Below are 22,569 nucleotides of genomic sequence, written 5' to 3'. Positions count from 1 at the left end.
GGCAGTGTGAAAGTATTGGCCAGTTGAAAATAACTGTAGGCTCTTATGAAATGTGCATCGGCCTTCAGGTTTTGTTTGTCTTCGCTGGAACCGGTCACCTTATCGGCATATTGCAACACCATGTTGGCAGTGAATATCTTCTGGTATTCACCGCTCCAGAATGATTGTCCGGCATCATCCATCAGGTAGGCGGTATCCCAGGTATTGTATTGAGCGATACTGGGCGAAAAAATGGCTGGCCGTGCATCGTAGATCGTGGTGGTGAGGCCATAATCGTCCGTGCTCAGAATGGCCGTATGATTGCTCTCGGAGTAAAACTGGTTGTAGTCGTTAAGCAGCGCATTCAACTGATCGGTGGTAGTCACCACCAACGAAGTGGTCTTTGACAGCGGTTCATCCAGGAACTTGTTGCAGCCCGGCAACAGACCGGCTGTGAGTGCTAATGTAAAGCAGTGCTGTATGATAGTTTTCATTCGATAGTAGTTAATTGATTAGAAATCGAGCCGGAGACCGAGTGTTAGTTTAGGCATTGGTTTCATTGTGCCCAGCACGTATTCCGGATCTTCACTGGCGTTGTTCTTATACCAGGTATGCAGGTCATTGCCTTGCACATAGAATTGCAGGTTGTTAAGCTGCAGTTTTTTCAGCAACGGTTGCGGAATGGTATAGGTCAGGCTCACTTCCTGCAGACGGATATGTGATGCACTCTCCGTCAGGTAATCAACATACTGGTGAAAGCTTGGCCAGAAATAATAAAGTGGCTCAATGGGGGTCAGTGGCAATGGTACTATCTTAGCGGGATCACCGTTGACAACTTCACTGAGCTTTTTATTGGGCAGTACCCGGCGTGTTCTGTTTGGGGGATAATTGAACCCTTTGCGCTGGAATACATGTCCGAATTTTCCGGTAATGATAAAGGAGAAGTCGAAATCATACACCTTGAACGAATTGATGAAACCCAGTGTATATGGCGCTACGGTAGTGCCCATATTCAACAAAAAGGTGCGCGCATCGCCCGGCACACCGGAGGTAAAAGTTACAGGCTTATTACCAGGGCCCAATACGGTCGGCTGTCCGTTCTGTACGCCTGAATATTGAAAACGCCACAAGGTGTTGGCATCGTAGCCCTCAACATAAGCGCCGGTTCCTCCATTTAATAAATCAGGGGATATATAATTGGCGAGAAAAAGATCGGTGATACGGTTCCTGTTGTAGGAGAAGTTCAGATTACCACGCCATACAATATCATTGTTCCGGATTGGCAACACTGTTCCCAATTCCAGCTCGATGCCCCGGTTGGTCATCCTCGCATTATTCAACTTTTGCGAAGTGGTGCCATTCACTGCGGGGATCGACAATTCCGCAATCAGGTCCCTGCCTTCTTTCGAATACAGATCCACTTTACCAAACACGCGTCCATTGAACAGGCTGTAATCGATGCCCACATTCCAGGTGCCCGTTTTTTCCCAGCGCAAGGTAGGATTGCCAAAACTGCTGATGCTGGCGGTGTAATCGTTGGTCCAGATATCAGGAGTAGCTGCCGTTGCGATCAATGGCATGAAGGCCGTGGTCTTGTCCACATTGCCGTTATAGCCATAAGTAGCGCGCAGGCTCAAATGATCCAGCCAGGTGGCGGCAGCATTCAGGAAGTTCTCACGCGTAAGTACCCATTGACCACCGATACTCCAGAAGGGTGCATAACGGTATTTGGCATCGTCCGTAACAAGGTTGGAGGCATCTGTACGGTAACTGCCCGAAATGGTGTAGCGCCTGTCGAATGTATAGGCAAGATTGGCATAGGAAGAAAAATAACGTTCGGAATTATGCTTGAAAAAACCAGTATAGGAAAAGGTCTGGTAGTCGCCCAGCCAGTCGGAAAGCGGGAAAAAAGGACCGCCAGGACCGTTTGGAAAAGTACCCACGCTAAGGGTTTTGTCGTTATACCCATACGTAGTGGGATACCCGAATAACTCCGCCACAACACTGTTCACTTCTGTACCTGCAGCCAGGTTTATTTCATGTACCCCTGCAAAAACGCGGTTGTAGTTCAACTGGTTTCTGAAGTTCCAGGATTCAACTTTATTTCTCGACTGGTTAAGAATACTACCTTTCGGCAGGTTTGGAGTAAAAATATTGGAACCCTGATCCCAGGTGGTGGATTCATTCAACGTCCTTCTTACATAAAAACTGTTTTCATTGCGCAGGTAGCGGTTGTTGCTGTTGAAGGTCTCATATTGTAAACGGCTGTTGATGGTAAGCCCTTTCATCAATTTGAAAGTAAGACCTGCCTGCAATCTTGCATTGAGCTGCGAAATGCTGCTATCCCGGCTGTGGATCTCCTGGAGAGGATTATAGCCCCAATCACTATACGGGAATCTGTCCATCGGCACAAACCGTTGCAGGATGGGGGCATAGAACTGGCTGATATTGGTGTAAGATCCGTCGGGATTCAACAGCATTTCATATGGAGAGAAACTATTGAGATCGTTTATGGTAACTCCATTATAGCGCCCACGGGTGTGTTGCAACATCGCGCTGAAGTTCACATCCAGCCATTTGGTAACAGCAGCCGTGGTGCGGTAATTTAGCATGTAACGGTCGTTACGGGTTTCTTTAAAATCAGACTGGTTCTTTTCAAACATCAACGACAAGGCATTGCTCATTTTACCGGTAGCGCCATAGAGCGTAAGATTGTATTGCTGGTTAAGGGGATTGCTGAGCAGGTTGTCTTTGATCTGCTGTTTGTTATCCTGTGATCTTAACTGGTTCAGGATGGCGTCTCTTTCGGCCATCGTGATAAAACCCAGGTACTGTTCGCTCAGGGCTACAGTAGCAGGGGACCAGGCCTTGTATACATTGTTTTCCAGGGAGCCGGAGTTGAGCAAGGCGCCCCAGTTGTTGAAAGTCTTCATTTCATAATCCACCGTTTCGGCAGGAGAAGCCAGCGGACGCACATAATCCAGGTCCATCTTTTTTCCGATCCTGCTGAAAGCAGAGAATTCCACTTTCAGCGGCGTGCCTTTTTTAGCGTTTTTAGTGGTGATCACAATCACGCCGTTGGCAGCACGTGCACCCCAGATGGAAGCAGCGGCTGCATCTTTCAATACCGTCATGCTTTCCACATCGTTCGGGTTCACGCTGCTGAAATCGCCCTGAACGGCAAATCCGTCTACCACAACCAGTGGCCTGGAGTTGCCGTAAAGACTGGTTTGCCCGCGTATCTCCAGCGAAGGCGTACCATCCGCATCCATGGAACGGGCCTGTACGCCAGCTACGGCGCCAACCAGGCGTTGCGCTATATTGATGGAGGGTTTATTTAGTTGTGCTTTACTTACAGTGCCGAAAGAACCCGTGGCACGTTCCTTTGAGATGGTCTGGTAACCGGTATTAACGGTTATTTCAACATTTTCAAGTTCTGTGGTCTTCGACTGAACTTTTACAATGGCTATATCATTTCTACCTTTTACGGGTATTTCTACAGTCTCGATATTTACACTGCTGAACACAAGAACAGCATTTCCTTTAACACGGTCCAATGTAAAATTTCCTGTGCCATCGGTGGTGGTACCGCTATTTGAACCTTTTACTCTAACACTCACTCCCTCCGTTGGCTCGCCTTTCTCATCCACTACACGACCGCGAACGGTTATCAGCGTGTCTTGCTGAGACAATAGATCTGTTAAGGATTTACTGGGTTGTCCGTCAGCAACCGCACCAGACTTCGGAAATACGAATATGCTTTTCGCATCAATGGAAAAGTCCAGCGGTTGTGATTTAAAAAGCTCTGCAAGAAATGCAGTTAAATCCACGTTCCGGGCGTTGACGGTAACGGGTTTTGAAGATTTCAGCACAGCAGGGCTGTACAAAAAAACGAAACCGGTCTGTTTCTTAACAGACGAAAAAACAGTCTCCAGCGGCACATTTTTTCCCGAAAAATTGATGGTTTGGGAGAGCCCTGCAGCATAGACGTTTAAAAAGCCCACTGTCAATAACAGGATTGTTAGCTTCATAACTAACAGAGTTTTGGCGAGGAACTCCAGCCCTCTTTTTTGTCCGCCGCTTCCCGCTACACGGGAGGGCGCATTGTACGGGTGCCCCAAACGGGCGGCCCACGTACAAATAGCAGTTTTTAGCATACTTTTGCAGTGTTTGGGTGATTGAATCATGTCCCTCCAGGACTATTATTAAGTTGCCCAGACATCCGGCCAGGAATGTATCGAGCATTTCTGGCTTTTTGTTTCAGGCAATATTTTACATTAGCTCATATCATTTTCAACGCTGATATTTTTACAGAACAATCAATGTTTTTCCATCCAGCCGGACGTTTACCCCCATCTTCTTTAAAAAATTCATTATCGTTGACAATTGAACATTCCTGTACATTTCACCCCTCAGCGTAAGGTCAGCAACATCGCGCTGATATATCACCTTAACACCGTACCAGCGTTCCAATTGCCTCATTACCGAAACCAGGTCAGCATTATTGAAACTGAATAACCCGTTTTTCCAGGCTATAGCTTTCTCCAGATCAGCATTATTTACAACAGAAACAGCAGCAGAATCTTTTACAACTGCCTGCTGGCCTGGCTTAAGTACAACCCGTTTATTGATCTTCACACTTCCTTCCACCAGGGTTGTATTGACCGTTTCTTCATTACTGTAGGCGTTGATATTAAAACTGGTTCCAAGAACTTCTACGGTTGACATGCCCCTGACCTCTACCATGAATGGCATTTCCTTATTTTTTGCCACTTCAAAATAAGCCTCACCATTGATCATAACCTTTCGTTCCTTTCCAACAAATACGGCAGGATAAGTAATAGAAGAAGCGGCATTGAGCCAAACTTTTGTACCGTCAGGAAGTGTCAGCTGGTACTGCCCGCCCTGAGGAGTAGACATCGTATTCAGCATTACCTGCCCCTGGGACAATCCTTTCAGATCGTACCTGATCTGACCATTGTCAGATTTGATCACGGTTGAATTACCCTGTTGTGCAATATTTCCATTCGCTGCGTTATCCAGCACAATTTCAGTTCCATCCGCAAGGGTAAGTACAGCCCGCTCTCCACCTGGTGGAAGATCCGTTTGTAATTTTTTATTTTCACTTACAAGCGGCTGCTCAATTTTTTTATTATTGGTCCATAAATAAGCAACTGCACCTAAACCTGCTATTATCAAAACTGCCGCTGCATAGCGGAACCAGGATGTTTTCAGGAAATGAACGCGGCGAGCCGGTAATTCAATGTTGTGCTCAGACCTGTCAGCAGGTTGCATTGCTGGTTTGTCTAACTGGTAAACCCTGTTGAGAATGGAAAGGTAAGACTCGTCAAAACTTACCTCTTCCGTTGAATGATCGATTTGACTCAATACATCAACGAACAACGGCTCATTGGCAGCATCTTTCAAAAAATAATACAATTCTTTCCTTTCGGTGTCTGAAATGGAATTATCAGCAAAACCGCGAAGTAACTCCTGAACTCTTTCCTTTGTCATTATGATTTAGCTGTATTGATAGATACGCTTTACATAAGAGGGAATAATCAAGAAAAGTGTAACTATACTTTTGAAAAAAAATATTGAAAAAATACCAGAACCAGTAAGATGAGCTTTCCGGCCGCAGCCAGTTTGTCCCGGATGGCTTGTTGAGCAACGCTGAGCGAATTGCGGACATAGCCGGTTGAAAGCTGAAGTTTTGCTGCAATCTCGGGAGATTTTAACCCGTCCAGGCGACTCATCTGGTAGATGAGCCTTCTTTGAGCCGGCAACTCATTGATCGCCTGCTGCACCAGCTGATAGGTCTCTTTATAGGTAATACTTTCTTCTGTATCATTGATTGACTGACCGGCAAAGACCTGGCTTGCGGGATCAACAAGGATCACATGAGCATTTTTATTCAGATAGGCAAATGCTTCATGAGCGGCGATCCTGGAAATATAGGCTGTTGGATAACTGACATCTTTCAGTTTGTCGCGGTTCAGCCAGACTTTTATGTAAGTCTCCTGCATCACTTCCGCTAAGGCATCCCGGTCTTTTATAATTTTTCCCAGGTAGGAATGTAAATGGCCTGCCGTGGATTTGAAAAGCCGGGCAAATGCCTCCTCATCCCCTTCGGCAATAAGCGAAAGCAATTCATGTTCATTATGTAAATGGTTAGCAGACAATTTAGCAATGATAAGAAATAGATTAACGAACTTTACTTTTATAAACCTCCTGCGAAATCTTATATTCCGGAAATTATTTTATTTTACACCCGAACCACCCATCGCAAGTTATTGGCCAATAATCAATTAGATACCGAACAAGCCAGAGAAAAAGCCCTATTGCAGCGCATCGCAGAAGGAGATCAGGATGCTTTCAACCAAATGGTCAGGCGCTATACCCCAACCATTTATCCTTTCCTGTTGAACTGGGTAAAGAATGCGCACCGGGCCGAGGATTTGACGCAGGATGTATTTATACGTCTTTGGGATAAACGCGAAAAACTCGCCACAGTGGAAAATTTTGGCGGCTACCTGTATGTCACTACACGCAATATCGCCAACGCCGCCCTGAACATGGATATAGCCGGTATGGAAGAGATCCAGGCAGATAAGTTGTATCACCTGTTAAGTTCCCCGTCACCTCCCATAGAAATGAAGGAACTGGCCATCATTTTGGATAAAGGGATCCAGCAGCTGCCACCCCGGCGCAAAGAAGTGTTTTTATTAAGCAGGATGGAAGGCATGACCTATGACGCTATTGCCACCCAACTTACTATCAGCCGTAGTGCAGTACGGCAACATATTGTGGAGTCGCTCGTGTTTTTGAGGCATTACTTAAAAAAACATGCTGACGTGATCGTTTCCCTGCTACTTATGGTATCCTTACTGCTCCTGCATTAACAGCCTGAAAAAAAACAATAATTTTTTAATAAAGGACCTGTCCTGTCCTTCCTTAAAACTATCTATTAATTACAATATGGATCAATCCTTATCATATTACATTGACAGGTATACTACCGGCACTATCACTTCAGAGGAATTAAAGGTCCTTGCGCGATTGCTGAAAGATCCCACCAATCAAGCTGTTCTTCAACAACTGATGGATGATTCCTGGACCTCATGGCAGGATCATCAAATGGATTTTTCTGACGTTACTGACCGTGTGGAAACAGCTTTGCAGCAACGCATAGCGGCGAAAGCGGGCGTGGCAGATACCAATATGGACACTGCTCCTGCTCAACGGGTACACGTCTTACGCAAATGGGCATGGGCCGCTGCTATCGTATTTGTGGCCGGCACTGGAATAGCCATTGCCCTGTCTTCCGGTGGGCAATCTGATAAGCTGCAATCCGGGATACCGTCTGCTATTCTGCCAGGGGGTGATAAAGCTGTTCTTACACTTGCTGATGGAACTGAGATCATTCTTGACAGCACCGCCAATGGAAACCTTGCGCAACAAGGTAATGCCGCTATTGTAAAAATGAATGACGGTCAAATCGTTTACAACGTAAAAGACATTACAGGCAATGAAGTGATGATGAATACCATGGCAACACCAAAAGGAGGACAATATCAACTGGTATTACCCGATGGTTCCAGAGTATGGTTAAACGCAGCATCCTCTATACAGTTTCCGGTTGCTTTTGCAGGTGCAACAAGACGCGTCAAAATTTCCGGTGAGGTCTATTTTGAAATTGCTCAGAATAAGGAGAAGCCGTTTTTTGTTGAGCTGGATGGTAAATCGGCTGTACAGGTACTGGGTACCAGCTTTAATGTCAATTCGTATGCAAACGAAGAAAATATAAAAACTACCCTGGTAGAAGGAAGTGTGCGGGTAGGAAAGATTCCGGAACAGGTCCCGGCTGAAAAGACCGGAGTACTCCTGAAGCCCGGGCAGCAAGCTGTGCTGCACAAAAGCGATGGATCTGTTAGCGTTCAACCTGCCGATATTGAACAGATATTAGCCTGGAAGAATGGCTTGTTCAATTTTAATGGCCTCGCTTTACCTGTTGTTATGCGGCAGTTAGAGAGATGGTACAATATAGAGGTTAAATACGAAGGCAATACACCTGATCTTATTTTCAGGGGAAAAATGTTCAGAAGTTCTAATCTGTCTGATGCGCTTGACATTCTGCAGAAGTTGGGAGTTAAGTGCAGGCTGGAAGGAAAAACTTTGTTCGTTCTCTAAACCATAATGCATTACCCATCAACAAAAAGCCAGGGATGGTGGAACATCACTGGCCGATTGTCTGGGTAACTTCAAAATAGTCCTGGGAGGGACGCTATTTGTATAACCCAAACAACGCAAAAGTATGCAAAAAACTGCTTTCTGCGATTGGTTCGCCCGTGGGACCAATCGCCGCATCACCAAAACACTGTTAGTAATGAAGCTGATTATGCTTTTCTTAACGGTTGGCTTTCTGAATGTTCATGCAACCGGCGTATCGCAGATCGTTAGCTTTTCCGGAAAGAACGTTCGCCTGGATTCTGTTCTACTGTCGCTTGAAAAACAAACGGGTTTTGTTTTTATCTACACAGATCCCGTTATTAAAGCTGCCAGGCCTGTGACCATCAACGCGGAGAACATGCCGCTTGAAATCTTCCTCAACAAAATACTGCAGCCACAGTCCCTCAGCTACAACATCAATAAAAAAAACATCGTCCTCTTTCCCGGCAACAATATCCAGTCATCACTCAATGAACATAATTCCGTTGTGGTAAACCTCCGCGGTGTGGTACTGGATATGGATGGCAAACCCATTGCCGCTGCTACCATTGCCATACGAGGCTCCGACAAAGCCACGTCAGCCCTGGGGGATGGCTCCTTTTCCCTAACGGGTATCGCTGATGATGCCAATATCATCTTCTCTGCTGTGGGCTTCTCTGCCACAGAGATCGGGATAAGGAAAGGACAACCCTATAAGATCAGTAAAACAGGAGAACTCACCCCACGCAGCGAAGGCAGTTGGGTGATCCGCCTCGCCAGGTCGGAAACCAAACTGAACGAAGTACAGGTCACCGCTTATAACATCGAGAAACGCACCAAAGAGATCGGCTATTCCGTCACCAAAGTGAGCGGCGAAGAAATCAACAAAGCCAACTCCGGCAACCTGCTCACAGGCCTCATTGGTAAGGTATCCGGCATGACCATTACCAACCAGGGATCAGACATGACGCCTGAAATGCGCATACTCGTTCGCGGTATCCGGTCCTTCGGCCAGAACAGCAACAACCAACCCATGTTCATCTTCAACGGCGCACCGCTCTCCTTCGGAACTGATGAGAACGCCGCGAGCCAGGTGATGTATTTCATCAACAATATCAATCCTGCAGATATAGAGAATGTAACCGTGCTGAAAGGCGCGAACGGCACTGCTTTATACGGACCTGAAGGTATCAACGGCGTGATCATCATTACTACCAAACGAGGTCAGATTGGTAAACCTTCTGTCAACTTCCGCACCAATACTTCTTTTCAACGCGTGGACTACAGGCAGGAAAGAAGACAGCGCTCTTTCGGTACCGGTTCTGGCATGACGGATCAATTCGGAAATGGAATTTATGATGGCCGCTCCTCTTATGGCTGGGGACCCCGTTACGATGGAAGTATGGTCCCGATCGGCTATCCGGACGAGAACGGCGAACAGGAAATGGTCCAATACAGCGATACCAAAGAATCACGCCGCTTTCTTCAAACAGCAAGGATGGTGCGTAACAACCTGACATTTTCGGCTACTGATACACGTTCTACTTTTTATCTTGGTCTCGGTCACGTTTCGCAGACAGGCCTGCTGCCGAAAGACAAACAACAGCAATCCACCATACTCCTCAATACCACCCGTAACTTCGGTATGGTAGATGTTCGCATGAATGTGAACTATGCCCGCACTACGGACGATCGCGGTCCGGAAATCATCAATAATATACGCAACCTTCCCACTTTTATTCCACTTACGCGGTATAAAGATTATGTAAATGATCACTGGTCGCATCACGACCGTTACTGGAACGGGATCAGTCCTTATGAAATGATCGATAACGAGCGTACCAAAGGAACAACTGATGCACTGTCGGGTAACCTCGTGGTTGAATTTAAACCTTACACCTGGCTGACTATCCGGGATCAACCGGGTATCAACTACAGCGGTGCCATTTCCAAAAACATCACCAAACCGGTCAACTATTCAGAATTTGCCAGGCAGGATTACAGGAAGATGTATGACCGGCTGGCTTCCGTTGGTGAGGGCATGAATGTGAATACCTCCATCAATAACGACTTCGTGGTGTCCATGATCCATCATCCGGGCAATTTCCTCATCCGCACGAACGTGGGCAATACTATCCGCGAGAATTACAACAAGCGCATGAAAGCCGGTACAGAACTGGTTGTGCCGGTATACAATCTGGCCTTCTACCGCTACCCCACCCCTCCGGAAGAAATTTCGGTACTGTCCAGATCCTGGTCTTTGTTCGGAAATGTGACCCTTGGTTATAAGGATCGCGCTTTCCTGGAACTGACCGGCCGTAATGAGTGGGATTCCAAACGGGCAAAAACGGCAAGGGGCCAGGATATGTATTTCGGCGCCAATACGTCCCTGGTATTGACGGACATATTCCCCGTTATGAAAAAATGGAAATGGCTGAACGCTGCACGATTACGTGCTTCGATAGCGCAGTCTGCCAATATGAACATCATGCCATACCAGGCGGAACGAACGCTTGTATTAGCTAACGGATATCCTTATGTGAATAATAATACAGGCAAATCACTGTTGGGATATTTGTTCTATCCTAACAATCCAAATCCATTACTGAAACCGGAAAGAGTGATCTCGCAGGAGTACGGAGGTAATTTCTCTTTCCTGAATGAACGAATTACTGCTGATATCACGTATTATATTCAGCGTAATAATTCCGTGATCCTCGGCGTATCTAATTCCTGGCTGAGCGGTTATCCCAGCATTGATAATGCAGGAGCTTTCCAGAATAGCGGCCTGGAAGTTGATCTTAAGCTGGATCCGTTAATTCAATTACCAAACGGAATGGCCTTGACCCTGGAAAGCCGGCTGGCGATCAACGATAACAAAGTTTTGAAGCTGACGGATGTCTACAATGGTCTTTTCCCCGTCAGAGACCCAACGGGACAGAAATATTATGCACAGGAAGGTCAACATGCTTTTTCCTATGCTTTCCGCGACTGGCTGCGGGACCCGCAGGGCCGGGTGATCGTTGACAAAACAACAGGCCTCCCACAGGTTCAACCTTACAATGAATTTACACTGCGCGGACGCACTATGCCGAAATACGCTTTGTCGTTCGGTCTTAACTTTAACTGGAAAAACTTTTCCGCCAGTATGCTCTTCGATTATCTCGGCGGATATAACCACCAGTTCAATACCGATATTGATATCTGGGCAGGAACGCATAACCTCACAACCCTCAATGGCCGCGAACGTTTTGTATTCCCGAATTCAGTATATGACGATGGAACAGGCAAGTTTGTAGAGAACAAGGATGTAGTGGTGAGCAATACCAACCAGGAACTGTTTAACCGGTTCTCACAGGTAAATCTGCATGGCCTCACCAGCGGAGCATTCTGGAAACTGAGGGAGGTTGCTTTTCAATATACATTTCCGTTTAAAAAAGGAGTGTTGAAAGACATGGTTTGCAGCCTGTATGGCCGCGATCTCTTCTCCCTCTACCCCCGTTCCAACATCAACGGCGATCCCGGTCTCATCAAAGGCCCCGGCCAACGCCAGTTCAACACAGTGCAGAATAATCTTTCCGGCGGTGCCTCCGATAATACAGCCCTGCCCGGCTCAGTACTGTTTGGTTTTACTGTAGGACTTAAATTTTAAAATCATGACGATGCGATCACTGTATAAAAAATACTGCTATATACTTGGCCTCTCCATCCTGTTATCCGGATGTAAGAAAGGCTGGCTGGACGTGAATTATAATCCTCGGGATCTCACCAACACAGCCGCTACACCAGACCTGATGCTGGCGCCGTTACTTGAAGGCTCCATCTCAGCACTTGATACCCGTTTCCTGCAAAGCTGGATGGGCTACTGGGCCTTCTATCAATTCCCTTCCGGGCATGCATTGGTGACGTACGACCGGACCTCTGCAGAAGCGAGCATTTTTTCCGGTGAAATCAATCCTGAACTGGCGTTCCTGGAACAACGTTCCCTTGAATCAGGTCAAACATTCTACCTCGGTATCACTAAAGTGCTGAAAGCAGTACAATTCCATCGTGTAACGGATGTACTGAATAATATGCCCTATTCAGAAGCCTTTGATGCAAAAGTGCTTCAGCCCAAATATGATGATGCGAGATCTATTTACGAATCATTGATGACAGAGCTGGATGCAGCATCCGGTTTCATTAAGAATGCCAAACTGAACGAGAACCCGATGATCGAATTGGCAGACATCGCTTTTCATGGCGATAAAACCGGTTGGCTGAAGTTTATCAACACGCTCAAATTACGCTTGCTGATCCACCAGGCAAACCGCACGGACCGGACTTCATATATCACTGCCGAGATCGCGAAGATCGTGAATGAAGGAAGTGGTTTCCTGGAAAGCGGACAGGATGCAGCCGTGAATCCGGGATATATGCTCGGCCGGAAACTTTCTTATTATTTCGGTAGCTTCTCCAATCATAACAACTATGGAGGCGGCGACTATGATGCCGCTTTGCGGATAAGCTCGGTGGACTGGGCTCATGCCAATACCTACGCCATGAATCTTCTCAAAGCAGATAATGATCCGCGACTGGGACTTTTCTATAGTACCGTTGACCTGCAAACTCCTGCAGGAGCCAACGAACCTTATGCTCAACCCGGCCCGCAAGAGTACCGTGGTAACCAGTTTGGATATTACGTGAATGCAGGCATCTATCCTTATCAGAGCAATCCTTATGTATCCGCAGTTGGAGGTTCACGGAACAATGATGTAGTAAAGCATACAGCTAAAGGCATCATCAAGGGCAGGGATATGCCGGACTGGATCATGACCAGCATCGAAAGTAAATTCCTGCAGGCAGAAGCCATTCAGCGTGGCTGGTTGCCAGGCAATGCGGAAACAGCCTACCTGGATGCCGTGAAGGAATCTTTCCGCTGGCTGAATGCAGGCGGCAATGCTACTGTACCTGCATTTTCAGATGATGTATTCAATGCCTGGTATGCTTCGGAAGTTGCCAACCCGAGAGTAAGCTGGAATGCGGCGCCCGATAAATACAAACTGCTGATGTATCAGAAATACATTGCATTCAATGGTATCGAACCGCTGGAAACTTATACGGACTACCGCCGCAACAACCGCTTCCCGGATATTCCGGTATCCGTTTCTCCCCAACGCGCTGGCAACACCATTCCATTCCGGCTGTTCTACAGAAGGAATGAATATATCGTCAATGCTCAGCATGTGAATGCCCAGAATGTAACAGACATTTTTACCAACAAGATCTGGTGGATGCCCTGATCACAAAAAATATTGCAAACATGAAATTACTCCTCCCGTTTTCTATCATATTGTTATTACTTTCAGGATGCCTGAAAAATGAAGTAGTGCTTTATTATTCCGGTATTCAGCCAACGATCCTTATTCCGAATGCCAACTGGCCGGTAAAAGGATACGCCGGCCAGCCAATGGACAGTGCGGCCGGAACTACAAAGCTGAACCTTTATGCAAGGGTATCTTTGGAAACTCCGCTCAACAAAAGCGTGCTCGTAAAATTTGCGGTTGATAATGCATTGGTAGATGCGTATAATCAACAATGGGGCACATCGTATCAACTGTTACCCGCCAATTGCTACCAGGCCGGCTCACTGGAACTTACGATCCCCGCAGGCGAAAAGCAGGCTGTTTTACCGATTACACTGGTACCGGCAAACATCAACCCTGCCAATGATTATATGCTGCCATTCACTATCGGATCTGCCGAAAACTATATTGTAGCGGCCAATTTCAAGAGCATGGTATTTACGGTGAAAGGGCAGTAAGATCTTTTCCGTAATTACCAGTTAGCCCTGTTTCTTCCAGAAGAAATGGGGCTAACTTTTGATATGCCCCTATTCACAACACATCTACCTGTCAACTTTGTGATTGTTACCCAAATAGTCATTAAAATTATACATTCGCTGCCGGAGGATGATTACATGAAGTCTTACTGGCTATTCATATTACTGTTATTGTGCACCGGGCAAAAAACAATAAGTGCCGATTCATTATACATCAAGGTCCAATATTTTTCGGACGCAGATGGCCTGCCTCAAAATAGTATCAAAGCCATAGGCCAGGACGCCGCTGGTTTTATCTGGATGACAACAGAGGCCGGACTCGTGCGCTTTGATGGAAGACATTTTCAGAATTTCACGGCCAAACAATTCAACCTGCACTCCAACCGTTTTGGCCGGATCCTGAAAAAGCCCGGTACAACTACATTGCTGGCACTAAACGGCCAGCAGGAAATCCTCTCGATTCATCAGGGAAAACCAATTGTTGACCCCTTGGCAACCGGTCAATTGCTCTCTCCTTTCAACAGCATTCCTGCCCTGCAAGCTTATCAACGGTTTCTGCTTGGCCAATTATTTACTACAGATCCTGGCATATGGAAAATGGGGGACTCTACTTTAATGCTGACGGAATCCAACGGTATCTTTGTGCTGGATAATAGTCATTATACATTTTATCAAAATGGACAATTGAGCTTCCGGGCCGGCTATCGTCAATCAAGGCACGAACAGTTTTTTATAGCCGGAAATACACTCCACAGTTTTGACAAATCAAACAACCTGTTTACGGTACTGGGGCCAGCAGGAAGAATTTCTCCAACCGTTGCCGGATTGCCTCAACTATCCCCCGGGAAAAAAGGCCGAATCATCAGCAATCCGCTCCAACAGGATTATGCAGTTTTCTGCTATGACAAAAAGGTCTACCTGCTACGTTCAAAGAACGGTCAATTAACAGCACAAAGGCTGATTGACCAATTTGATGCCCAGCAGGAAGATATAGTTTCAGTGTGGCTGGATAGATTTTCAGGTAAATTATTACTTGGCAGTAATACAAAAGGACTGTTTGTTTTCGCCCTCAAAAATTTCCAGCCCGCACTCGGGCACTCTGAAACCAGCAACGAAGTATACTATGCGCAGGCCATCGTTGAAAAGGGGGCAATTCTGACGGGTCAGGGAATGCTTTTCCATCCTCCGGATGGCATAATGGCTACCAAACTCACTTCATTCCCACACAACCTGACAGATAAATACAATCTGTTGAAAGATCAGCAGGGATATTTGTGGAGCAAAAAGGATAGTACAGTTTTTCAGTGGAAGTCCTTACAGTCATCAAAAGTCAGTAAATGGCTTTTCCCCGGATCCGTTACTCAAATAGCCATCGGAGAAGATCAGCGGACCTGGGTGGGATTGGACAATAAAACCCTGCATTTTATTTCACCGAAGGGTAATGCAACATACAGTGGCACACAGTTGCCGGCTTCCTTTACCTGTATGGTTCCGCAAACAGGAGGAGTTTTATGGATAGGAACTGTAAATGGGATTTACCGGTACAACATAGCCGGCAAACAATTTCACCTGATTCCTGCGTCGCGCAATAAGCATGTACGTAGTATCTACATAGATGGCCCCCGTTTATGGATCACCACCTACGGCGATGGATTTTTCTTATTGGAAAATGATTCCTGGACTTCCTTCCCTGTTGATCGTCAGCAATATCTTCTGAATACCCATTGCATTGCTGAAGACAAACATGGATTTTTTTGGATAACAACCAATAACGGGTTATTTCAGGTGGCAAAGAATGACCTGCTCTCCTACGCCAGGTTGCCCGTTAAGGAACCTTATTATCATCATTACAACCAGGACGACGGTCTTCTGACCAATGAATTCAATGGTGGCTGTACACCTTGCAGTATAGTGATGCCTGATGGTATGTTCTCATTCCCCACCATTAATGGGCTGGTCTGGTTTTATCCTGACCGGGTTCGCCCCGTGCTGCCGCAACAAACTATTTATATCGACCGCATCCTTCTCGATAACCAGGAAATTCCCTATACATCAACTATAGAGGTTCCACGCAACATGAAACAATTGAGAATGGAACTCATTATTCCCTTTTTAGGTAACAGATCGAACCTGGATCTCAGCTATGCCCTTACCAGACAAGACGATAAGGAAGTCTGGTTACCCATCGATGACAACCTGCTTACCCTTTCCACCTTACCGGCTGGAGAGTATAAGTTGACAGTTCGTAAACAGGAAGGTTTTGGAGCAGTACGCTACTCTTTTATTGATATACATTTGTATGTGCCAAAACACTGGTTGCTGCATCCCGGACCGGTTGTTTTGATATTAATCATACTACTTTCCGGGCTCCTTTTATTGTATAAATTCCGTACCCGGTTGATCCGCAGCAGAAACATGCAGCTGGAAAAGGAAGTGACCAAACAAACCGGCTACCTTCAGCAAGCACTTGTTAACCTGACGCAATCACAACAAGAACTGATCCAGCAATCGGAATGGCAACAAAAGATGTTAGCTGTATTAAGCCATGATATTAAAGCACCCTTGCGGTATTTGATGCTCGCCACAGACCATATCCGTTTGGGTATGATACAAAACAATATTACCGCCTATCAGCAATCCAGCAAAACAGTATTTGAGTACAGTAGCCGTTTGTATTATACGATGGATAATTTATTGCGCTACATCAAAACACAATTCTCGGAAGGAGTAATTGAAAAAACGGACATAGATCTGTACGAGATCATTGAAGATAAGATATCGATTTTTGCAGAAATTGCGAAAGAATCCGGCACTACCATAATCAATCATATTCCCATCAACAGTGTTGTATACAATAACCAACCATTGCTTGCCATTATTGTACACAATCTTATAGACAATGCCGTAAAGGTCACCGAAAATGGAACGATCACGCTGAGCGGGATGCTCGGTGAAGCGGGCTTTATACTCCGGATAACAGATACCGGCATTGGCATTTCCCAGGACCTGCAACAATGGATCAATGCAACCGTACCACAGGAGAATTCTCCTGTCAGCACTAACTACAGCAACAGCGGTATCGGACTTTACATCGTAAAAGATCTTGTAAAATTACTGGGGATCAGCCTGTCGGTTTCAAGCAATGGTGCTGGATCACAATTTCAGCTGATCATTCCCCATCATCAGCAGGATTAAGGCCCCTGCCCTTTTCCATTTCTTTGAATTTTTCGGCCAGCTGCACCACATTGGTTACCTGCATTTTCTCGAAAATACGAGCCTTATGGGTGCTGATCGTAGACAACTGAATATTCAGCTGCTGTTTGATCTCTGTAGAGCTCAAACCAGAAGCCAGCAGTCGCATGATCTCCAGCTCACGATCTGAAAGTTCCGGAAACCTGTCCTGTTTTTTATTCCAACGTGAAGAAGCCAGCGACCTTAACAGTTGACGATGCACGGCTTCACTGGCATACATCTCGCCATGTATCACTTTTTGAATAGCCTTCTTGATTTCCCTCGGATCCGTTTCTTTCTGCAAATAACCATTCACGCCAGCCTTAAAATACCGGGCAGCATAAATACTTTCATCATAACTGGATAAAATAAGTATCGGCAGGTCCTGGTAGCGGACCCTGATATTTTCGATCATCTGAACATTGTCGCCGCCAGGCATATTGATATCTAGTATGATCAGGCTGAATTGCTTCTTCTCCAATTGCTGAAGTGCAGATATGAAAGTTGTGGCTTCACAAATCTCGGCCAGTGGATATATTTCCCGTACCAACATGGCAGTTCCCAAACGTACTATACCATGATCATCTGCAATAATTACCCTGATGACACCCATTCTTTTATAACAAAGATACATCAGCGTATTTTTCATGTCCATAGAATTAATTCGATTGTTCTTTTGAACTATTTCTAAAAAAACCGCACACCCACAGTGCTACTTTTGCCTCGCAGATTTCTGTAATTATGGTGTATAATATCCTACCGGTTGATGGAATGATCAACCTCATTCCTTGCAGCATGCCCATGACCAGTTATTATTAATCATCCAATGTATTCATTATGAAAAAAGTTCTGCTGTTTACCTGTTTTCAAATAGTTGCACTCTTTGCTTTTTCGCAATGCAGTGCGCCGCCAGGGGATTTTGACGGCGATGGCATTGCTGACGCCATTGATCTTGACGACGACAACGATGGCATTCCGGACCTGGTTGAAAATGGAATAGGCGCTATAAACTGGACAGCCGCTCAGTTGAACAGTTTTGGAACAACGCCTTTTACAGCCACCATTCCAGGCGGCGGAGCCATACAATTTCAAACCACCGCGCCCTGGACACAGTATGGAGGCATCGGACAAAACACCAGCGTCAACTATAATACCGTTTTAACCACAGATCTTGGAGAACCTGTCACCATATCCCGGGTATTGACGTTCTCCACCTATCAACCCAATAACGTGGAATTAGGTAAAATCAACCTGAACATTTCGCCCGGCACCCTTAAACAATTAAATCTCTACTGGTCAGATGCAGACATGACGTCCTTTATCATTACGGCCTATGATGGCAATAATAATGCGCTTGGCACGAGCGACTGGTGTACAAAAACCTATGAGACCAATGGAGTAAGCCCTGCAAATGCCGGAGGTCAGATCACCATGGGGGCCAGTAGCGCCACATTGAACGTATCCGCCCAAAGCACCAATTATGACGTGGTCCGGCTTCGCTTCGGAGAAACCACACTCATGACAGCAGTAAGGATAGAAATAACTATCCGGCGTTATTCAGGAGGAACAACCAACAGTGATGGCGTATTCTTTTTTGTCAGCGGCATATCCCGGCCAGATACTGACGGAGACGGTAATCCGAATGAAAAAGATAATGACAGTGATGACGATGGTTGTCCGGATGCATTGGAGGGAGGAGGTCCTTTTACTTACACGCAGGTAGACGCCAACGGAAGGTTATTGGCCCCCGTTAACGCAACAGGCGTTCCAATAATAACAGGTGTGCCGCAAAGCGGCGGAACAAGCTACAACAGTAACTTATTTGATGCTCAAAGCGCCTGCGAACGGCCTGTTTCTTACCCGGTAAGCTTTGTAAGCGCAGGCACGCCTGCATTACTTGACCTGGGTTCGCATCCGCTGCAAGGCAGTGACCTGATCGATTTGCCAGCCCAGGGTAACTGGACCGGAAAAGCTGTCAAGATCATGTCACAACCCACCAATGGTTTTATTTTAAAACACAATGGCAGTATTGTTAACGCCGGAGATACAATTGTTAACTATTCGCCCTCTTTACTTACTATTGAACCCTCTGGCAGTTCTCCCCAGGGAGCTATGCAAACCTCTTTTGATTATTCAGTAATGGATATGGCATCCCAGACCTCTGCCGCCAGTGCAACTTATTCGGTGGCCTGGACAATTGCATTACCTTTAAAACTGTTGAGTTTTTCCGGAAAGGAAGAAGGTAAATGCAATATTCGATTTACCTGGAAGACCAGGGAAGATGAGCAAGGTATGTATGAACTGCAAAAAAGCACTGATGGCAAATTCTTCTCAACTTTTCACCAAATGCCTGCCATCAACCAGGCCAGCACACAGGAATACTCTTATATATACAAACCAGTTGGCACCAATGCAAACTATTACCGCCTCCGGATTACAGATGCTGCAGGGCAATTCACTTTCAGCCGTACTATTTTGATCCAACCGGCATGTAACAAAACAGATCAACTGGCTTTATTTCCCAATCCCGCCATATATACGATCACTTGCGTGGGTGTCCGTAAAGGCGAACTGATCAAAGTATTCGAAGCTGGTGGCCGGCAGGTAAAAACCGTTCAAGTCACCCAAAACGGCAGGCAGGAAATCAAGATCGCACAATTTACCCCGGGAATATATTATGTGAAGGTTGAGGGAAGAGGCCAGACCCGCCAACTGAAATTCATTAAAAGATAATCACAGCATTTTTTACGAAAAACAGGCAAATGCAGAACTCTCTTCATCATTTGCCTGTTTTTTTACCGGGAAAAACTGCTTTAACGATCATATCAACCCAGAAAGAATATCTCCTGAAATAAGTGCTATTGCGTCAGGAATCAAAAAGTCACGTTCCACTCAAATGGCGCTGCCGGCAATCCGTAATTATTGACCAGATTGCCTTTCCTGTAATTACGGAAACAGTAACGGACCCGCACAGGTGTTTTGATATTTTCATTCCATACTTTCACTACCGGCGAAGCATTCAGTATCCTGGCCTTTGCCGGAACAAAATTACCATCGGCCCCTGCGATCTCAAAACCTTCCAGCATCGCATTTTCAGGGTTCAGTCCGTCTTCTCCGTATTTGAAACTGATCTCTACCGCATCCTCTTTTATGGTGGCCGAACCAAAGACCGGGCCTGTCGGACAAAATCCTTTCAATCCATACGTATTGGCTAAAGCCCAAAGCGCCAGCCTTTCCCCTACTTCCTTTTTTTGCGGAGGATGGATGAACACTTCGTCACCCAGATCGGAGGTATGCGCCATGCCAATATTCCGGAGTTCCCCGGACAATTGCAACTGCACCTGGCGGAACCTCGCCCAATCCAGTGAATCCCTGTTCTCCGACCCGAACGGTGCCAGCTGAACAAAATAGAAAGGCATTGTATCGTTGTTGAAAAGCACGCGATAGCCCTTCAGCATTTCAGGAAATAATTTTTTATACAACAGTGGATCGGGCGTATTGGCCTCTCCCTGGTACCATAACATACCTTTTATGGGAAAACCTTGCCAGGGATGCACCATGGCATTATATAACAGTGTAGGTGTACCGGCCGCCCAACCGAATTCTTTTTGTTCCGGATCAGGCATTTTGATGGCAGGGAATGTGGCCAGCATCTCCTGGCTCATCCAGGCCTCTATCTTAGACATGCTCCAGGAACAATCGATCACTGCAATGGGAATATCGAGGGATTGATCCAGTTTATTGGCAAAGAAATAACCAACAGCACTGAAACCGGCTACATCTTCAGGACCTGCGGTGGTCCATTTTCCTTCTATGCCATCTGACAGGGGTTTTGTGCTCCAGGCATCCCTGACTGTGAATAGCCGTATTTTACGGTTATTCTTTGCCGTTATAATGGCATCCAGCGATCCATGTACAGGCTGTCCCCTGAATCCTTTCACGGGCATTTCCATATTGGATTGGCCGGAGCAGAACCAGACATCACCGATGAGGATATCACTGAGACATAGCTTCTCTCCATCATCGAAGCAAACAGTGAATTTTTTACCAGATCCATTGGGTGTCTGCAACCGGATCTCAAACTGGCCATTGCTGCCGGTCTGGACCATTCCACTTTTCCCGGCATTCCAGGATGCTGTAAAAAAAAGCCTGGCATTGGGTTTGGCGGTGCCCCTGATGATCACCTGGCTGTTCTGCTGCAGCACCATATTATTGCCCCAGATGGATGGCAACCTGACTTTTGAAAAGGCAGGGAGGCCAGCCATGACAAAAATCAGGATCAATAAGGATAATGCTATTCGTATTCTCATGCTATCTTTCTTTTTTTACATCTTCCAGGTAAACACGGCCAAACCTGTCGGTAACACGAACCTGGATGGAGGCATTCCTGTTAACCGGTGTTGCTTTGAACAGGTGCTCCGTTTCGATGGGCTGGATCCAGTCATACTTCATTCTTTCCCTGTCCTGGCATAATTTGTAGGCAAGCGGGTCATGGCCTTTATACCGCTCCATTTGTCCCATATGCTTTCCATTTTCCAGCCATTCCACTTTCCACTTATCATCGTAATTCCAGACATTGGCTATGATCCTGGAAGTTCCGTTGCTGGTATCCAGGTAGGTGCGGAACTGATATGACCTGTCGAAACCTGCACTCTTGTAATACCAGTTCACTTCATTGCCTTTCACTTCATACACGGCATAACCGCGGGGAGTACCATCGAGGCATACAGGAGCACGCCACCAGGTACCGCACACGGCCGCGGTATTGTGTTCGAATAAGCGGTCATTGAACTGCACGTTCAGGTTATAGTGCATATGACCTGACAGGATATGTGTATCGTATCCTTCCAGCAGGCGATGCAGGGCGGCTGCATTCACGGTCTGGTCCGCGATGGTGGTATAATCGTATGCGAAAGGTTGTTGCGTCGTCTGCAAGCGTGTAGGAATATGCAGCATCAGAAAAACAAGTGTTCCCTCCGGCACGAAGGAGAGATCCTTTTCCAGCCAGCGGAACGTTTTCTCATCTATATATCCCATGTAGAAATAATCCCTGCCAACAAAGAAATTATTGTTGATCACGATGTAATGGGCCTTCCCCTTGTTAAAGGAATAGACTGTAGGACCAAAATAATTATTGAAGGTCCTTTCGGACGTTTCAAAACTTCGTCCCCAGTAGGACATATCGTGATTACCGATGGAGCGGTAAAAGGGAATATCCAGTGGCGACATTGAACTGATGTATTCAGGGAACAATTCAGGCATATCTCCCACCATATCTCCCAGGTCTATGCCGAACACATCCTTTCCTTTGAAAAGGGAAAGATGGGATT

Annotated in this window: 14 protein-coding genes; 7 read left to right on the top strand and 7 right to left on the bottom strand. The window is 46.2% G+C overall.

Annotation, left to right across the window (positions count from 1 at the left end; genetic code table 11):
- From ACTHMC_RS23855 to ACTHMC_RS23840, 4 genes are all read right to left on the bottom strand, one after another.
- The coding region (locus tag ACTHMC_RS23855) for a RagB/SusD family nutrient uptake outer membrane protein (protein WP_440417050.1) at positions 1–473 on the bottom strand (473 nt) is incomplete at its 3' end.
- Positions 474–491: 18 nt separating this feature from the next.
- Complete coding sequence (locus tag ACTHMC_RS23850) at positions 492–4,010, bottom strand: SusC/RagA family TonB-linked outer membrane protein (protein ID WP_440417048.1); 3,519 nt, start codon at positions 4,008–4,010, stop codon at positions 492–494.
- Between the two features lie 277 nt (positions 4,011–4,287).
- Positions 4,288–5,493 carry a FecR family protein gene (locus tag ACTHMC_RS23845; RefSeq protein ID WP_440417046.1) on the bottom strand — a complete coding sequence of 402 codons (1,206 nt, stop codon included), beginning with the start codon at positions 5,491–5,493 and terminating at the stop codon, positions 4,288–4,290.
- A gap of 62 nt (positions 5,494–5,555) precedes the next feature.
- Positions 5,556–6,161, bottom strand: a complete 606-nt coding sequence (locus ACTHMC_RS23840) for an RNA polymerase sigma factor (protein ID WP_440417044.1) — start codon at positions 6,159–6,161, stop codon at positions 5,556–5,558.
- Positions 6,162–6,320: 159 nt separating this feature from the next.
- Here ACTHMC_RS23840 and ACTHMC_RS23835 point away from each other — a divergent pair, with 159 nt between their 5' ends.
- From ACTHMC_RS23835 to ACTHMC_RS23810, 6 genes are all read left to right on the top strand, one after another.
- Positions 6,321–6,881, top strand: a complete 561-nt coding sequence (locus ACTHMC_RS23835; RefSeq protein WP_440417042.1) for an RNA polymerase sigma factor — start codon at positions 6,321–6,323, stop codon at positions 6,879–6,881.
- Between the two features lie 76 nt (positions 6,882–6,957).
- On the top strand, positions 6,958–8,169 hold the full coding sequence (locus tag ACTHMC_RS23830) for a FecR family protein (RefSeq protein WP_440417040.1): 1,212 nt from the start codon (positions 6,958–6,960) through the stop codon (positions 8,167–8,169).
- A gap of 124 nt (positions 8,170–8,293) precedes the next feature.
- Positions 8,294–11,839: a SusC/RagA family TonB-linked outer membrane protein gene (locus tag ACTHMC_RS23825; protein ID WP_440417038.1), complete on the top strand. Its 3,546-nt coding sequence runs from the start codon at positions 8,294–8,296 to the stop codon at positions 11,837–11,839.
- Between the two features lie 10 nt (positions 11,840–11,849).
- A complete protein-coding gene (locus ACTHMC_RS23820) occupies positions 11,850–13,469 on the top strand; it encodes a SusD/RagB family nutrient-binding outer membrane lipoprotein (protein WP_440417036.1) in 1,620 nt (539 codons plus the stop codon).
- Positions 13,470–13,489: 20 nt separating this feature from the next.
- Positions 13,490–13,990: a DUF1735 domain-containing protein gene (locus ACTHMC_RS23815; protein ID WP_440417034.1), complete on the top strand. Its 501-nt coding sequence runs from the start codon at positions 13,490–13,492 to the stop codon at positions 13,988–13,990.
- 318 nt (positions 13,991–14,308) lie between these two features.
- Positions 14,309–17,203 (top strand): ATP-binding protein, encoded by a 2,895-nt coding sequence (locus ACTHMC_RS23810; protein ID WP_440417032.1) that lies wholly within the window; start codon positions 14,309–14,311, stop codon positions 17,201–17,203.
- Here ACTHMC_RS23810 and ACTHMC_RS23805 read toward each other — a convergent pair.
- Positions 17,178–17,888, bottom strand: a complete 711-nt coding sequence (locus ACTHMC_RS23805; RefSeq protein WP_440417030.1) for a response regulator transcription factor — start codon at positions 17,886–17,888, stop codon at positions 17,178–17,180. The genes ACTHMC_RS23810 and ACTHMC_RS23805 overlap by 26 nt on opposite strands.
- Before the next feature lie 188 nt (positions 17,889–18,076).
- Here ACTHMC_RS23805 and ACTHMC_RS23800 point away from each other — a divergent pair, with 188 nt between their 5' ends.
- Positions 18,077–19,972, top strand: coding sequence for a T9SS type A sorting domain-containing protein (locus tag ACTHMC_RS23800; RefSeq protein ID WP_440417028.1), 1,896 nt, complete (start codon positions 18,077–18,079; stop codon positions 19,970–19,972).
- A gap of 140 nt (positions 19,973–20,112) precedes the next feature.
- On the opposite strand, the gene ACTHMC_RS23795 is transcribed toward ACTHMC_RS23800, so the two are convergent.
- Both ACTHMC_RS23795 and ACTHMC_RS23790 read right to left on the bottom strand, forming a co-directional pair.
- The gene (locus ACTHMC_RS23795) at positions 20,113–21,549 is read right to left on the bottom strand and encodes a sialate O-acetylesterase (protein WP_440417026.1); all 1,437 of its coding nucleotides are present in this window, start codon (positions 21,547–21,549) and stop codon (positions 20,113–20,115) included.
- Position 21,550: 1 nt separating this feature from the next.
- Positions 21,551–22,569, bottom strand: a 1,019-nt coding sequence (locus ACTHMC_RS23790; protein WP_440417024.1) for a calcineurin-like phosphoesterase C-terminal domain-containing protein, incomplete at its 5' end; no start/stop codon positions are given.

The sequence above is a fragment of the Pseudobacter sp. genome (genome assembly GCF_051955275.1).
In the GTDB taxonomy this organism is placed as follows: domain Bacteria; phylum Bacteroidota; class Bacteroidia; order Chitinophagales; family Chitinophagaceae; genus Pseudobacter.
The sequence above is the reverse complement of the archived record's forward strand: the minus strand, read 5'-3'. Positions and strand labels throughout refer to the sequence as shown.

Coding starts and splice junctions, on each gene's coding strand:
- ACTHMC_RS23850 (WP_440417048.1), bottom strand. CDS start 4,010: ATGAAGCTAACAATCCTGTTATTGACAGTGGGCTTTTTAAACGTCTAT.
- ACTHMC_RS23845 (WP_440417046.1), bottom strand. CDS start 5,493: ATGACAAAGGAAAGAGTTCAGGAGTTACTTCGCGGTTTTGCTGATAAT.
- ACTHMC_RS23830 (WP_440417040.1), top strand. CDS start 6,958: ATGGATCAATCCTTATCATATTACATTGACAGGTATACTACCGGCACT.
- ACTHMC_RS23825 (WP_440417038.1), top strand. CDS start 8,294: ATGCAAAAAACTGCTTTCTGCGATTGGTTCGCCCGTGGGACCAATCGC.
- ACTHMC_RS23820 (WP_440417036.1), top strand. CDS start 11,850: ATGCGATCACTGTATAAAAAATACTGCTATATACTTGGCCTCTCCATC.
- ACTHMC_RS23815 (WP_440417034.1), top strand. CDS start 13,490: ATGAAATTACTCCTCCCGTTTTCTATCATATTGTTATTACTTTCAGGA.
- ACTHMC_RS23810 (WP_440417032.1), top strand. CDS start 14,309: ATGACAACAGAGGCCGGACTCGTGCGCTTTGATGGAAGACATTTTCAG.
- ACTHMC_RS23805 (WP_440417030.1), bottom strand. CDS start 17,888: ATGAAAAATACGCTGATGTATCTTTGTTATAAAAGAATGGGTGTCATC.
- ACTHMC_RS23800 (WP_440417028.1), top strand. CDS start 18,077: ATGAAAAAAGTTCTGCTGTTTACCTGTTTTCAAATAGTTGCACTCTTT.
- ACTHMC_RS23795 (WP_440417026.1), bottom strand. CDS start 21,549: ATGAGAATACGAATAGCATTATCCTTATTGATCCTGATTTTTGTCATG.